General features: G+C 34.0%; 13 protein-coding genes. 5 read left to right on the forward strand and 8 right to left on the reverse strand.

The features are described from left to right. The first annotated feature begins 114 nt into the window (after positions 1 to 114). Both sucC and ACFX5D_RS05425 read left to right on the forward strand, forming a co-directional pair. The gene (gene sucC, locus ACFX5D_RS05420; RefSeq protein WP_143388717.1) at positions 115 to 1,308 is read left to right on the forward strand and encodes an ADP-forming succinate--CoA ligase subunit beta; all 1,194 of its coding nucleotides are present in this window, start codon (positions 115 to 117) and stop codon (positions 1,306 to 1,308) included. Positions 1,309 to 1,540: 232 nt separating this feature from the next. Beyond that, positions 1,541 to 3,106, forward strand: coding sequence for a protein adenylyltransferase SelO (locus ACFX5D_RS05425; protein WP_379857230.1), 1,566 nt, complete (start codon positions 1,541 to 1,543; stop codon positions 3,104 to 3,106). A gap of 296 nt (positions 3,107 to 3,402) precedes the next feature. Here ACFX5D_RS05425 and ACFX5D_RS05430 read toward each other — a convergent pair whose 3' ends face one another. The 4 genes from ACFX5D_RS05430 to truA form a co-directional block, all read right to left on the reverse strand. Further along, complete coding sequence (locus tag ACFX5D_RS05430) at positions 3,403 to 3,693, reverse strand: hypothetical protein (protein WP_379857231.1); 291 nt, start codon at positions 3,691 to 3,693, stop codon at positions 3,403 to 3,405. A 283-nt stretch (positions 3,694 to 3,976) separates the two neighbouring features. After that, the gene (lpdA, locus tag ACFX5D_RS05435) at positions 3,977 to 5,365 is read right to left on the reverse strand and encodes a dihydrolipoyl dehydrogenase (RefSeq protein ID WP_379857232.1); all 1,389 of its coding nucleotides are present in this window, start codon (positions 5,363 to 5,365) and stop codon (positions 3,977 to 3,979) included. A 264-nt stretch (positions 5,366 to 5,629) separates the two neighbouring features. Beyond that, a complete protein-coding gene (locus tag ACFX5D_RS05440) occupies positions 5,630 to 7,384 on the reverse strand; it encodes an ABC transporter ATP-binding protein (protein ID WP_379857233.1) in 1,755 nt (584 codons plus the stop codon). Between the two features lie 86 nt (positions 7,385 to 7,470). Next, positions 7,471 to 8,241 (reverse strand): tRNA pseudouridine(38-40) synthase TruA, encoded by a 771-nt coding sequence (gene truA, locus ACFX5D_RS05445; RefSeq protein WP_379857234.1) that lies wholly within the window; start codon positions 8,239 to 8,241, stop codon positions 7,471 to 7,473. Between the two features lie 221 nt (positions 8,242 to 8,462). On the opposite strand from truA, the gene ACFX5D_RS05450 reads away from it, so the two are divergent. Beyond that, positions 8,463 to 8,960, forward strand: coding sequence for a metallophosphoesterase family protein (locus tag ACFX5D_RS05450; protein WP_379857235.1), 498 nt, complete (start codon positions 8,463 to 8,465; stop codon positions 8,958 to 8,960). Between the two features lie 6 nt (positions 8,961 to 8,966). Here the strand turns inward: ACFX5D_RS05450 and ACFX5D_RS05455 are convergent, their stop codons facing one another. The 3 genes from ACFX5D_RS05455 to ACFX5D_RS05465 all read right to left on the reverse strand — a co-directional run bounded on the left by ACFX5D_RS05455 (position 8,967) and on the right by ACFX5D_RS05465 (position 12,074). After that, positions 8,967 to 10,673, reverse strand: coding sequence for a tetratricopeptide repeat-containing sensor histidine kinase (locus ACFX5D_RS05455; protein ID WP_379857236.1), 1,707 nt, complete (start codon positions 10,671 to 10,673; stop codon positions 8,967 to 8,969). Between the two features lie 166 nt (positions 10,674 to 10,839). Continuing rightward, positions 10,840 to 11,502 (reverse strand): response regulator, encoded by a 663-nt coding sequence (locus tag ACFX5D_RS05460; RefSeq protein WP_379857237.1) that lies wholly within the window; start codon positions 11,500 to 11,502, stop codon positions 10,840 to 10,842. A gap of 158 nt (positions 11,503 to 11,660) precedes the next feature. Continuing rightward, the gene (locus ACFX5D_RS05465; RefSeq protein WP_379857238.1) at positions 11,661 to 12,074 is read right to left on the reverse strand and encodes a DUF4293 domain-containing protein; all 414 of its coding nucleotides are present in this window, start codon (positions 12,072 to 12,074) and stop codon (positions 11,661 to 11,663) included. A 181-nt stretch (positions 12,075 to 12,255) separates the two neighbouring features. Between ACFX5D_RS05465 and rho the strand changes: the two genes are divergently transcribed. After that, positions 12,256 to 14,058, forward strand: a complete 1,803-nt coding sequence (gene rho / locus ACFX5D_RS05470; RefSeq protein ID WP_379857239.1) for a transcription termination factor Rho — start codon at positions 12,256 to 12,258, stop codon at positions 14,056 to 14,058. Positions 14,059 to 14,116: 58 nt separating this feature from the next. Continuing rightward, positions 14,117 to 14,377 carry a hypothetical protein gene (locus tag ACFX5D_RS05475; RefSeq protein WP_379857240.1) on the forward strand — a complete coding sequence of 87 codons (261 nt, stop codon included), beginning with the start codon at positions 14,117 to 14,119 and terminating at the stop codon, positions 14,375 to 14,377. 80 nt (positions 14,378 to 14,457) lie between these two features. Here the strand turns inward: ACFX5D_RS05475 and ACFX5D_RS05480 are convergent, their stop codons facing one another. Further along, positions 14,458 to 15,714 carry an RsmB/NOP family class I SAM-dependent RNA methyltransferase gene (locus tag ACFX5D_RS05480; RefSeq protein ID WP_379857241.1) on the reverse strand — a complete coding sequence of 419 codons (1,257 nt, stop codon included), beginning with the start codon at positions 15,712 to 15,714 and terminating at the stop codon, positions 14,458 to 14,460. Positions 15,715 to 15,789 lie beyond the last annotated feature (75 nt).

Here is a 15,789-nt window from a genome sequence, read left to right on the forward strand (position 1 = left end):
ATACAATTTGAGGCGTTACATTTAATAAAAAAAAATAGCAGTTAAGTTTAATTTTGCTATTTTTGTGCCACTTTTATTCTGAAATAAATTCAGAATCCAGACAAATTCTATATTATGAACATACACGAATATCAAGGAAAAGAGATTTTAGCTAGTTACGGGGTTCGCATTCAACGCGGAATCGTTGCTAATAGTCCAGTAGAAGCGGTTGCTGCTGCTAAACAATTAACTACCGAAACTGGTACAAGTTGGTATGTTGTAAAAGCCCAAGTTCATGCAGGTGGACGTGGAAAAGGTGGTGGAGTTAAACTAGCAAAAAACTTACAGCAAGTAGAAGAAATTGCAGAACAAATCATCGGAATGCAATTAGTTACACCTCAAACTTCTGCGGAAGGTAAGAAAGTACATAAAGTTTTAATCGCTGAAGATGTTTATTATCCTGGTGAAAGTGAAACTTCTGAGTTTTATGTTTCTGTTTTATTGAATAGAGCTACAGGTCGTAACATGATTATGTATTCTACTGAAGGTGGAATGGATATTGAAGAAGTTGCGGAGCACACACCACATTTAATTTTTACCGAAGAAATTGATCCTTCTGTTGGATTACAAGGTTTTCAAGCAAGAAGAATTGCTTTTAACTTAGGTCTTTCTGGAAATGCGTTCAAAGAAATGGTGAAATTCATCGATTCTTTATACAATGCTTATATTGGATCTGATGCTTCGATGTTTGAAATCAACCCAGTTTTGAAAACATCAGATAATAAAATTATGGCTGTAGATGCTAAAGTTAATATCGATGATAATGCTTTATACAGACAAAAGAAATATGCTGATATGCGTGACGTTCGTGAGGAAAACCCAATCGAAGTTGAAGCAAAAGAAGTAGGTTTGAACTATGTTGATCTTGACGGTACAGTAGGATGTATGGTGAACGGAGCTGGTTTAGCGATGGCAACGATGGATTTAATTAAATATGCTGGTTTTGAACCGGCTAACTTCCTTGACGTAGGTGGAACTGCTGATGCTAAACGTGTTGAAACTGCTTTCCGTATTATCTTAAAAGATCAAAACGTAAAAGCAATTTTGATTAATATTTTTGGTGGAATCGTTCGTTGTGACCGTGTAGCGCAAGGAGTTGTTGATGCTTACAAAAATATGGGTGATGCAATTAAAGTACCAATTATTGTTCGTTTGCAAGGTACAAATGCAGCTATAGCAAAAGAATTAATTGATAATTCAGGAATGCCAATTTTATCTGCTGTTGAATTTCAAGAAGCAGCTGACCAAGTAAAAGCAGCACTTTCTTAATTTAGAAAATAGTTATATATTTTAAAGGATCCTGAGTGAAAGCTCAGGATTTTTTTATGTAATAAATTTATAATGTTGACGATACTATAAATTAAGGTTTTAGTGGTTATAAATTAAATGACTTTGGTTATATAATAAAGTTATCATAAGTATTCAATTATGTGTGCGGTATCGAATACCTTTACATTATACTACTCTTAATTATTTCTAGTTTATATAAATCTGTTACCAAATGAAACTTCACATACAAAATAATTTTACAACCGAATTACCTGCTGACCCAATTGATATCAATACACCAAGACAGGTTGAGCAATCGGCATATTCGTTTGTGTTGCCCAAAAAACCATCTAATCCATCACTAATTCATGCTTCAAATGAAGTGGCTCATGCCATTGGTATTACTGATGAAGACCTACTTTCAGCTGATTTTTTACACATTTTTTCAGGAAGCACCGTTTATCCGGAAACAAAACCTTTTGCCTTATGTTATGCGGGACATCAATTTGGGAATTGGGCTGGGCAATTAGGTGACGGTCGGGCAATTAATCTTACTGAAGTGGTTCATGAAAATAAGGCGTATACTTTGCAATTGAAAGGAGCAGGTCCAACTCCATATTCAAGAACAGCAGATGGTTTTGCAGTTTTACGTTCTTCTATTCGGGAGCATTTGTGCGCTGAAGCGATGCATTATTTGGGTGTTCCAACAACACGTTCACTTTCATTAATGATTTCTGGCGATCAAGTATTGCGTGATGTATTGTATAATGGAAATCCTGCCTATGAAAAAGGAGCAATTGTTTGCAGAGTGGCTCCATCTTTTATACGGTTTGGTAGCTTCGAGCTGTTTTCGTCTCGAAAAGACTACGTTAATCTCAAATTATTATCTGATTTCACCATCAAACATCATTTTCCTCACATTCAAGTGGAAGGTGTCGGGAAATATCTCGCCTTTTTTCAAGAAGTAACCCGAACTACACTTAAAATGATTGTTGACTGGCAACGTGTAGGTTTTGTTCATGGAGTTATGAATACCGACAACATGTCCATTCACGGTATTACCATTGATTATGGACCTTACGGTTGGTTGGAAGATTATAATTCCAGTTGGACGCCTAACACAACGGATAGCCAACATAAAAGATACCGTTTTGGTAATCAACCTGAAATTGCGTTATGGAATTTGTATCAATTGGCCAATGCTTTATATCCTTTAATTAAAGATGCTAAACCGCTGGAAACTATTTTGGACGCTTTTAGTACGGAATACGAAAAGGAGTATTTGAATATGATGCAAAATAAACTCGGGTTCCAAATTAAAAAAGAACAAGATGTAGTTTTGATTCAGAGTTTGATCCAATTGCTGGAAGGTGTAGAAACGGATATGACTATTTTCTTTAGAAATCTGGGTAATGTTACTAAAGCAGATGATGCAACACCAGCTTTCCATACAATAAAAGATGCGTTTTACAACGAAAAGGACTTAGATGAAACTATCTTGAAAGATTGGCACGACTGGTTTGAGAAGTATATTATTAGAATCAATGAAGAAACACTTTCGGATGCTGAAAGAAAAGAGCAAATGAATGAAGTGAATCCAAAATATGTATTACGAAATTTTATGGCGCAATTGTGTATTGATGAAGTAGATAAGGGTGACTATGCGTTGCTAAACGAATTATTCGAAATGCTAAAAAACCCTTACGATGAACAACCAAATTTTCAAAAATGGTTTGCCAAAAGACCCGATTGGGCCAGGGAAAAAGTAGGATGTTCGATGTTAAGCTGTAGTTCTTAAAATGGGATTTAAACACCATTAAAAATGAAACCTATTTAATACCAATCACCTTATATTAAAATCTTGTTTTTTGAATTTAAATTAACCTTGGTTTTCATAAAAATGTTTATGATGTCAAATTTGGTATCACTGTTTCTTTAATTGCTACCGTCGGTTGAATAGGAAACTTCGTCATCTATGATATAGTTTCGGTCTAATTTTATAATTTCAATATTCTCTTTTATGAATTTTCCATTTATATTACTGATTGTTTTACGGGTACTAGTTACTTCTGCCGAATGATGTTTTCTAAGGATTTATTTCTGTCCAGATACACTAAAGCTATGTTCGATGGATTCTTCAGTGCAGTACGCAAATAAAATGGAAGATTTACTTAATAGTTCAATACTTAGCAGGGTCTCATCAGAAAAAGTAATACTCGCCTGAATAGAGGTGATGCAATTTATAAAAGGTACTCCATCTATATTTTCCTCAAAGAAATTGGAATCTACGGCTAATTTAAATTCGTTATTGTTTGAATTTAAAATCCCTTTAAACGAGTTTTTAACTTCATTTATAGTTCCGGTATAAAGATAAATATTTTTCATTGGACGTACTTTTAAATAATTAGAAAAAGACCAAAGGCTTTATTTATTTTAACTATTTTGATTTACTTAAAATACGGAATTAGGTATGAAAATTGTATAACGTAATTCTTTAGAAAAATTTCGTAATTAATTGATTAGTAGGAGTAGTTATACTACGTAGTTGAGTTTTAATAGTAGAATAATCCATAAAAAAATCCGATTTGCTTTCACAAATCGGATTCTGAATTCATTTTTTGAAACGTACTATCGATACGGACTGCTGCGCATCGTTACAAGTATATGTCTATAAGTGGATTACTTCACCATAGGCATCTGCTACAGCTTCCATAACAGCTTCACTCATTGTAGGGTGTGGGTGAATTGATTTTAGGATTTCATGTCCTGTAGTTTCCAGTTTACGCGCTACAACTGCCTCAGCAATCATATCCGTAACTCCCGCTCCAATCATGTGACAACCCAACCATTCGCCATATTTGGCATCAAAAATTACTTTTACAAAACCATCTGGTGTTCCGGCAGCTTTTGCTTTTCCAGAAGCAGAGAATGGGAATTTACCAATCTTTAATTCGTATCCTTTTTCTTTAGCTTGTTTTTCAGTTAAACCAACGGACGCAATTTCAGGAGTAGCGTAAGTACAACCCGGTACGTTTCCGTAATCGATAGGTTCTACGTGTAATCCTGCAATTTTTTCCACACAATTGATTCCTTCGGCAGAAGCTACGTGAGCTAATGCTTGTCCTGGTGTAACATCACCAATGGCGTAATAACCCGGAATGTTAGTTTGGCTATAATCGTTTACTAAAATTTTATCTTTGTCAGTAGCAATACCTACTTCTTCAAGACCAATGTTCTCAATATTAGTTTTGATTCCAACTGCCGAAAGCAAGATTTCTGCTTCCAGAACTACTTCTCCTTTTTCTGTTTTCACAAATGCTTGCACACCTGCTCCGGTTGTGTCAATTCTTTCTACAGAAGAACTGGTCATGATTTTGATTCCCGCTTTTTTCAAAGAACGTTCCATTTGTTTCGAAATGTCTTCGTCTTCAACAGGAACTACATTTGGCATGAATTCAACGATGGTAACATCAGTTCCCATAGAATTATAGAAATGTGCAAATTCTACTCCAATTGCTCCAGAACCTACGATTATCATCGATTTTGGTTGAGTAGCCAAAGTCATCGCTTGACGGTATCCTATTACTTTTACACCATCTTGGGGTAAGTTAGGCAACTCACGAGAGCGTGCACCAGTAGCAATGATGATATGGTCTGCTTCATATTCAGTAACTTTTGAATCTTTATCAGTAACATCAATTTTTTTTCCTGGTTTTACCTTTCCAAAACCATCGATGACGTCGATTTTATTTTTTTTCATCAAGAATTGAACTCCTTTGCTCATTCCGTCAGCAACGGTTCTGCTGCGTTGTACTACCGCAGTAAAATCTTTGTCAAATGATGAAACAGTCAATCCATAATCCGAAGCGTGTTTTAGATAATCAAAAACCTGAGCTGATTTCAGTAATGCTTTTGTTGGGATACAACCCCAATTTAGACAAACTCCACCTAAGTTTTCTTTTTCAATTACGGCCACTTTAAAGCCTAATTGTGATGCTCTTATGGCGGTAACATATCCTCCAGGACCACTTCCTAAAACTATAATATCGTATTTCATTGCAAAGTTTTTTATTTGTTTTTTATTGGTAAAATGAATTCGTAAAAACTCATTTGATTTTGTGTGTTTTTCTTATTTAATTGACTGGGCGAATTTAAGGATTTATTCTGTTTTGAGAAAGTTTCAAAGTAATAAAGTAGTAAACTAACAAATTTTCAGAAAATCAAAGCTATTTTAAACGAAATTACTTGAACTAACGGCTATGAAACCTTATCAATTAAAACTTTGTGCTCTTTTTACTTAAACAAAAAATCGAATCAACAGTTAATTCGCTACTGAAAACTGGGAGTCATACAAGTTCTTGTAATACCCATTTTCGCGGTTGATTAATTCCTGATGCGTTCCTTGTTCTACAATTAATCCTTTGTCCATAACCACAATTTTATCAGCATTTACAATGGTTGCGAGACGATGAGCAATAATTATGGAAGTTCGTCCTGTAGTTATAGTTTCGGTGGCTCGTTGAATCAGTTCCTCAGAATACGTATCAATCGATGAAGTGGCTTCATCCAGAATAAGGATACTTGGATTACTCACATAGGCTCTCAAAAACGCAATCAATTGGCGTTGTCCCGATGATAGCATTACACCACGTTCTTTTACGTCAAAATCATAATTATCTGGCAAACTCATGATGAAATCGTGCACCCCAATTTTTTTGGCTGCCGCCAAAACTTGTTCACGAGAAATAGCGGGGTTATTTAATGTGATATTATTGAAAATAGTATCAGCAAAAAGGAAAACATCCTGTAAAACTACCGCAATTTGATTTCGTAGCGTACTTAAAGTATAATTCTCGATGTTGTGATTGTCAATATAAATAGAACCACTGTTGATTTCGTAAAAACGGTTTAATAAGTTTATAATCGTTGATTTTCCTGCACCCGTAGAACCTACAATGGCGATAGTTTGACCGGCATTTACGTCAAGGTCTATTCCTTTTATTACATCTTCTTCAGGGATATAGCCAAAACGTACATTTTCAAATCTGATATCGCCTTTAAAAAGTGGCGCTTCAATTGTTCCTGTATCTTGAATCTGATCTTCAGTGTCCAAAATATCAAAAACTCGATTGGCGGAAATCATCCCCAGTTGCATCTCGTTAAATTTATCTGCGATTTGGCGCAATGGATTAAAAAGCATTCCTATGAACATCGTATAAGAAAATAAATCTCCAAAAGTGGTAAAATGATCACCGTTTAAGATTTTCATTCCGCCGTATAAAACGATAAAGCCTAACGTTAATGACGAAATAATATCAGCAATTGGAAAGAAAATGGAGTTATAAAGAATCGTTTTTATCCATGCTCTATTGTGTTTTTCATTAATTTCTTTAAATTTTTCGATCTCAATATCTTCCCTGTTAAAGAGTTGGACGATTTTCATTCCCGTCACTCGTTCCTGAACAAAGGAGTTCATATTAGCAATTTGGGTGCGCACTTCCTCAAAAGCGACCTGCATTTTCTTTTGGAAAATTCGGGTGATGAAAACCAGAATTGGCATGGCAACAATCACAATCCAGGTCAAGGTCCAGTTCATGTAAAACATAAAAATAAGAACGACGAGCATTTTCATCAAGTCACTGATAATCATAAATAATCCCTGACTGAAAATTCGTGCAATCGATTCAATATCCGAGACCGAACGTGTTACCAATTGTCCCACAGGAACAAGATCAAAATATTTCATTCTGAAACTTAGAATATGACGAAATAGCTTGGTTCTAATGTCTTTTACAATGTCCTGCCCAAGCCAGTTGGCCCAGTACACAAAGAAAAATTGCGAAAATACTTCCATCAAAAGCACAATTCCCATCAAGATTACATAAAGTAATAATCCATGCTGATCTTGCGTTTTTATGTAGCCATCGACGGTTTGCTTTAATAAATAAGGACGCAATGCCGCAAATACCGAAAGCGATATGGCAAAAATAATCACGCCATTAAAACGCCATTGGTAAGGTTTGGTGTATTGTAATATTCGTTTGAATAATCGGGTATCAAATGCTTTTGCTTTCATGTTTTTTTAGAGCTATTTCCTGCTATACGTTGCAATCTTTTCTATTTTAAAGGAAAAATAGAAAAGGATTTCCACTGCTATCAGGGCTATTTCGTAATGTAATCATATTCTATTTTGGTTAAATACAAACCATGCGCCGGAACCGAAAAACCAGCATTATCTCTGTTTTTGCTTTTTATGATAGCGTTAAAATCAGCTAATGTAATCTTGTGCAAACCAATGTTTATTAATGTTCCCACAATGGCGCGAACCATATTTCGCAAGAAACGATTCGCCGAAATGGTAAAAATCAGTATTTCGTTTTCTTGTTTTTCTAAGCCCTGTTTGGCTGTGCCTCGCGTCCAGTTGGCTTCAAAAATTGAGCAATCAAATGTGTTCACATCCGTATTTACTTTAGAGAAACATTGGAAGTCGGTGTAGTTAAATAATAACTCAGCAGCTTCATTCATCAAATCTACATCTAACGGCTGATGAAAATACCAACTTTGTTCTTGCAAAAAAGGATCTTTAAAAGTGTTGATGTGGTATTCGTACGTTCTTTTTGTAGCATCAAAACGAGTATGCGCTTCCTCGTGAACTAGAATAATATCATAAACAGCAATGTCCTTTGGCAGGTAGGAGTTGAGTTTATGTACTAAAGTAGGAATATCAAAGGAAGGTTCAAAATCAAAATGGGCATACATTTCTTTGGCATGAACGCCAGTATCCGTTCGTCCGGCTCCCATGAGATTAATCTCAGTGTTCAATATAGTAGAGACGGCTTTGTTCATCGTTTCCTGCACTGACGAAGCATTAGGTTGGTATTGCCAGCCATGATAATGGGTTCCGTTGTATGCTAACTTTATAAAATACCTCAAGTCAATTTTTTTGTAGGTACAAAGATACTTATAAATTTTTCTCTCGAAGAGGCAAAGGAGTAATGTTTTTTAGTTTGAAACTTATTTTTTATTTGAAATTGGAATGTTTAATTTTACCACAAAATCCTAGCCCTGATAGCAGTGAAAATCCTTTTCTGTTTTTCCTTGAAAATAGAAAAGATTGTAACGTATAGCAGGAAATAGCTCCAAATAAAACTAGTTTGAAAAAAATCCTCTTGCTTTCCGATACGCACAGTTATATTGACGATACGATTTTGAAATATGTGGCGCAGTCTGACGAAGTTTGGCATGCGGGAGATATTGGCGATTTGGCTGTGACTGACAGAATAAAAAAACTAAAACCGTTGCGATGTGTTTATGGCAATATTGATGATGCCAAAGCGCGGTTAGAATTTCCGTTGCACAACCGTTTTATGTGCGAAGGAGTTGACGTGTGGATTACCCATATTGGCGGTTATCCGGGGAAATACAGTCCCAATATTAAAGCGGAGATGGTTACAAATCCTCCAAAATTATTTATTTGCGGACACTCACATATTCTTAAAGTAATATTCGATAAAAAAAATAATCTCCTACACATGAATCCAGGAGCAGCAGGGAAAAGTGGCTATCACCAAGTGCGTACCATGTTGCGTTTTGTGATTGAAGGCGATAAAATAAAAGATTTAGAGATTATTGAAATCGAAAAAAAGTCGTAATCCATTTTAATGTACTACGGGAACTAAAATAGAAACTGATGTGCCAGAATTTAGTTTTGAATTAATGGTCAAGTTTCCTTGTAAATTATTAATCCGTGACCTAGTTTGGTTAAGGCCAAAACCTTCAATAATTTCGAACTTATCGGTGTCGAAACCTTTTCCGTTGTCATGGATGTGAATGTGGATTGATTCATTATGTTCGTGAATAGTCACCGTACCTTTTTTTGCCTGACTGTGTTTAGTTATATTGTTTAAGAGTTCAGAAACAATAAAATACATTTTCATTTCGAAATCTTCATTGTACCTAATTTTTGTGGGTAATGTACTGGTATATATAAAATCTATTGCAGAGTTTGAATTTTTTTCGCATAAATCCTCGAGTGCATAAAATAAACCAAATCGTGCCAAAAGTGTCGGCATTAGCTCGTGAGATAAATCCCGTACTTTATCATGTGCTTCTTTTAATAGTACTTTAGTTTTTACTATTTCATCAGGTGGTGTTTGGTTTTGTGAAGTGAAAACAGTTAAGTGCAATCCTGCGGAAGACAATAAAGCGCTAATATTATCATGTAAAAAGGAGGCAATTTTTTTTCGCTCCGTTTCTTGGCCGTTAATTGAGGCGTTGATGATATTTTCCTGAATTTTACTTTGAATATCTTTAAGTTTATTGTATTGTTTTAGTCTTGTATTTTGAAAGAAAAAGTAAAAGAGAATGATTATCAAAATTAAAGAAGCTATTATTATAACGCTTATTTGTTTATTTTTGTATTGTCTTTCGATCAATACTTGTTGGCTTGTCTGATATTTAGCTTCGATATTATTGATCTCTCTTTTATATTGATCTAATTCGAGATTTATGCCGGCTACATTTACTTTTTTAATCTTTTCTTCATTATTGAGCTCAGCAGAAATGGTATTGTAAGTTGCAAGGTTTTCATAAGCTTTTTGGTACTGACCATTTTTTAATAAAAATTTAGAATACTCAAGATGTGAAAATGACAAATCAGATTTCTCTTGTCCTTTATTTCCTAATCTAATGGCATTTTCAAAAAAAAGACTCGCTTTTTCACGTTCCATTTTATGCCCGTAATACATTCCGTTGAGCATGTTTAAGGCTACTATTGTGCTGTTGTCACCATGTTTTTTATGATGTTTATTAATGAATTGTAAATAGGGGTAACCATTATTAAAACGTCCAATATCAAAATAGGCCCAAGTGATGTTAAGTTTTATAAAAACAATTTGACTTGAATCCTTTATTTTTGTACTGTATTCCAGAGCTTTTTTATAATAAAAAATTCCTTTTTCATACTGTTTTTTGTCAAAACAATATATATTTCCCAGATTATTACAGAGCCAATTTCTTAGTTGGTAATTTTTGGTTTTATTCGCGTACACTAGGCCCACATTATAGTAAAAAAAAGCTTTGTCAAATTCAGACATTTCATCGAAATTAGCCCCAATAGTATTGTAGATCGTGGCAATTAGATCATCATCTTTAATGGCAATAGCATAATGCAACGCAATTCTGGATTTAACCAGAGATTTTTCAAACTTGTCATCTTTCATGTATTGACAGGCCTCTTTTGCTAAAAAAGTAATTTTTTCTTTAGAGGGGATTTTTTCTTTAGCCTCTATGCAAGTACTGAAAAGATTTAGTACTAAAAAAAACAAAAAAATGATTCGGTGTTGTTGTGGTATAAAAAGGTACATCTATCTGCAAGTATGTTAGTTATAGTTCAAACTTCTTATTTTTTAAATTAAAAATAAATAATTTTTTCTAATAATTCGAATCTGACTTAAAATCGTATAACTATCATGTTTTTTTTATTTGAAAAGAAATGTGTTTTTGAAGATAAAAAACAGGTAAAATGAGAGCTTACGATTTGATCAAGTTGTTTTTAATAGCGTATTTTACTAAGCTGATTGTATTTTTTAGTTTTAGTTTTTTCATTATATTTTTGCGATGGGTTTCTACTGTATTTATACTGATATACAATTGTTCACTGATTTCTTTGCCACTGTATTCTAATGAAATTAATGTAATGATTTCTACTTCTCGTCCAGTCAAAAGAGAATTTATGGTAGGAATTAAATTGTTTAATTTTGGATTGTCTTTGGTTACATTACTGAATATTTTTTCTCTTACGATTTCACTGAAATATTCCTCACCTCTGTAGACAGCCAGAATTGCTTCGACAATATTTTCTCCGGCACATTGCTTCGTAAGATAGCTGCTTGCGCCCAATTTCATAATTTCCTTTATAAGCTTTAAATCATCGTAACTGGAGAGAATTATTACTTTGCAGGGGAAACCTTTTTCGGCAAATTCTTTAATGACTGCTATGCCGTCTCTCTGTGGCATGTTTATGTCCAGAATAAGAACGTCAGTTTTATTTTGAGTGACTTCGTCAAAAAGGGTAGCGCCATTTAAAGAGAACCCAACCACTTCAAAGTTTGGAATGGTTTGTAGCAACGAGCTAATACCGTGTATTAGTATTTTATGGTCGTCGGCCAGATGGATTCTTATTTTTGGCATCATATTTTTTTTGCTATTATCAAATTTATAAAAAAATAATTAACATTTCATTTAATAAGATTTTTATTATTTTTAAAACGGCAAGATTTATTATATTACACAAAAAAACCCGAATTGTTACATTCGGGTTTCCTTCGCACTAATAAACTAAGTTTATAGGTTTACCTCAATCTGTCCACAGATTTTACAAGATCTTCATCCTTCTTGATGGCTTTATTAGCTAAAACTAATAACACGATAGTCAAGATAGGTAGAAACATCCCAATACCTTTCTCCGAAACCACTTGTGTTTCTCCAGATAGATTTAGCGAACGATATACAAACAATCCTAATAAAATCAAATTTAATATGATGTTCAATCTGCCAATAACAAATTGATTTTGTCTTTTTTTATAGGAAACAATACTTAATACAGAAAGCGTAGTACTTAGCCCCAATATTATAACATAAAACTGGTTTTGCATAAAATAATAATTACCGCCATCCTTCATTGTCCATAGAGGAATAAAAAACGGTAGTATTCCCGTAACTATGAAAGCGATAAATAAATAGATGGTCTGAATTCTTTGTATCATGATTTCAATTTGTTTTACAAAAATATATTTTTCTTTTTAATAAATACTATTGCATGATTAAATTTTATTCGTATTATTGCATAACAATACCGTAAGCACTTCATACTGCGGTTGATTCAAAATAAAATAGTTTACTACCTATCTTTAGATTTTCCAAATTAATTAAATTCAAAGAACATTCATGTTTGATATTTCTGCATTAAAAGAAATGAAGCTATCTGAGCTTCAAGAAATAGCTAAATCAGCTAAAACCATAAAGTTTAACGGTGTGAAAAAAGAGACTTTAATTAGTCATATTTTAGAGCATCAGACCGCTAGCGTTGATACAACATTAGAAAAAAATAAGGAAAGCAACGTTGTTTCAATTGTTGTTAAAAGGCAAGAAGAGACAGTGGAGGATGATAAGCCAAAAAGAGTGCGAATTGTTCCTGTAAAAAAAGTAGCTATTCAAAGAAATCCAACAACCTCTAGTACAGAACCGGAAGCAACTCCAAACGAATATACAGCGCTTGTTGAAGTAAGCACTCCCGAAGCTAATAACACTGCGACGGATAGTTCTGAAAGTAGTGTACCAACGGAAACTGAAAATAAAGCACCTAAAATTGTTAAATTCAGTAAATCAGCTTACGAGAAGAAAATTGCTTTAAAAAAAGATAAAGAGGAAGTAAAGGAAACAGCTAAAGAAACTGAAGGAATTACCGATTCAGTAACTGAGGAAAATAGTGAAGTCCCGGCACCAATAAAAAAGATAAATCCAAATCAATTACATAAACAGAGCCTCAGTCAAAATACTAACGGGAATGGGAACGGGAATCAAAACCCGAATTTTAAAAATAAGAAAAGTAATTTTAAAGATTCTGATTTTGAATTTGACGGGATTATTGAAAGTGAAGGGGTATTAGAAATGATGCCTGACGGTTATGGTTTCTTGCGTTCTTCCGATTACAATTATTTGGCTTCGCCAGATGATATTTATTTATCGACATCACAAATTAGATTATTCGGTCTTAAAACCGGAGACACCGTAAAAGGAGTGGTTCGTCCTCCAAAAGAAGGGGAGAAATTTTTTCCTCTTGTAAGAGTTTTAAAAATAAACGGACACGATCCTCAAGTAGTTCGTGATAGAGTTTCATTCGAGCATTTAACTCCTGTTTTTCCATCTGAAAAATTTAAATTGGCTGAAAAGCAAAGTACTATCTCGACGCGAATTATCGATTTATTTTCACCGATAGGTAAAGGCCAACGTGGTATGATTGTGGCGCAACCTAAGACAGGTAAAACCATGTTGCTTAAAGATATTGCAAATGCAATTGCAGCGAATCATCCAGAAGTTTATTTAATCGTTTTATTGATAGACGAACGTCCGGAGGAGGTTACTGATATGCAACGCAGTGTTCGTGGGGAAGTAATTGCTTCTACTTTTGACAGAGAGCCACAGGAACATGTAAAAATAGCAAATATTGTTCTTGAAAAAGCAAAACGTTTGGTAGAATGTGGTCATGATGTAGTAATTCTGTTAGATTCTATTACTCGTTTAGCACGAGCTTATAATACCGTACAACCTGCGTCAGGAAAAGTCTTGAGTGGAGGTGTTGATGCTAATGCATTACAAAAACCAAAACGTTTCTTTGGAGCAGCACGTAACGTTGAAAATGGAGGTTCATTGAGTATTATTGCAACTGCTTTGACGGAGACAGGTTCGAAAATGGATGAAGTTATTTTTGAAGAATTTAAAGGTACGGGAAATATGGAATTGCAATTAGACAGAAAAATTGCAAACAAACGAATCTTTCCAGCTATAGATTTAACCTCTTCAAGTACAAGACGAGATGATTTATTATTGGATCAAAAAACATTGCAACGCATGTGGATTATGAGAAAATATCTTTCGGATATGAACCCGGTGGAAGCGATGGATTTTATTAATGACCGTTTCAAGAAAACAAAAAATAATGAAGAGTTTTTGATTTCTATGAATGATTAAGAATTTATGTAAACTTAGTTTTTTGCTTTTCTTTGCACATAATCATAAAAAACGCTATATGGATTCTGATGAAAATTTTGAACTCGAATTATCTGAATATGATGTTTTGTCTACGGGTGCAGATGGCGGACACAAATATGCATCAACTGAAATAATTCAAAACGGAAAAGTTAGAAGAATGATTATTCTCTTTAAAAACAAACGTGATGAAGTTTTGCTTGATGGAAAAAACATTCTTAAAGTTCGTGGAAAATTATTTGACGAAGGTTTTGAACAAATATTAATTCTTAATGATACTGAATTAATAAAATATATTTAATAAATCCTATAAATAAATTAAAAAAGGTTCTCAAATTTGAGAACCTTTTTTTGTGAATTTTGGAATCTAAATTTTATATTCTATTCTACTTCTTTTTGTACTCTTTTTTCTTTCTGTTCAAAGTTTTCTTTACGTTCTAATAATGCCATGTAGAATCCGTCAAAACCAGACTCGGAGGCCAGAATTTTTTGGTCTTTTATAAAGTTGAATTGTTGACCAATATCAGTACTTAAGAAACGAGCAATTTGTTCTTGATTTTCAGATGGTAATATAGAACAAGTTGCGTACACTAATTTTCCTCCTGGTTTTACAATTTTAGAATAACTTTCTAAAACTTCCGATTGGACTTTACGAATGTTATCAATGAATTCCGGTTTTAATTTCCATTTAGCATCGGGATTTCTTTTCAAAACTCCTAAACCACTACATGGCGCGTCAATTAAAACACGGTCTGCTTTTTCGTGTAGTTTTTTGATGATTTTTGTAGAATCAATAATTCGGTATTCAATATTAAAAGCACCGTCTCTTTTGGCTCTGATTTTTAATTGCTTCAATTTGCTTTCATACAAATCCATCGCGATTAATTGCCCTTTATTTTCCATTAAAGAAGCAATGTGCAATGTTTTTCCTCCCGCACCAGCGCAGGTATCAACTACACGCATTCCTGGTTTTACATCAAGAAAAGCAGCCACTAATTGTGAATTGGCATCTTGTACTTCAAAGAAACCTTGTTTGAAAGCATCAGTCAAGAAAACATTAGCTCTTTCTTTTAACACTAAAGCATCTGGCTGATTTTTTAACGTTTCCGTTTCAATGTTTAAATCCATTAAAATAGCACGAAGCGCTTCTCTGGTTGTCTTGAGCGTATTAACTCTTAGGATAACCTTTGCAGGCTGATTTTGAGCCGTTAGTTCCGTAGCCCAAACCTTTTCGCCTAATTCTTTAACTCCTAATTCATCCATCCAGTCCGGAATAGATTCTTTTAAGGCTCGTACTTTGGATAATTCGTCAAAACGTCCTTTTATTTTTCTTTCGGGAGTTCCTTCCAGCTGACGCCAATCAGGAATAGGATAGCCTCTTAAAACGGCCCACACCGAAAACATTCTCCAAAGATTATCTCTGTCAAAAGGTTCTTTTACTTCGGCTATTTCTGCATATAATCTTTTCCAACGTACGATTTCGTAGATGGTTTCGGCAACAAATTTTCTATCGGAACTTCCCCATCTTTTGTCTTTCTTTAAGGACCTTGCTACCACTTTATCAGCATATTCGCCTTCATTAAAAATGGCGTTTAAAGCATCGATGGTAGTATAAACTAAATTTCTGTGTAATCTCATTTTAAATAATTGAGGTGCAAAGGTACTATTAATTGACCAAATGTTATATTTTTAATAATGAATGTTGTTTTTAAT

The organism is Flavobacterium fructosi, assembly GCF_042787335.1.
Taxonomy (GTDB): domain Bacteria; phylum Bacteroidota; class Bacteroidia; order Flavobacteriales; family Flavobacteriaceae; genus Flavobacterium; species Flavobacterium fructosi.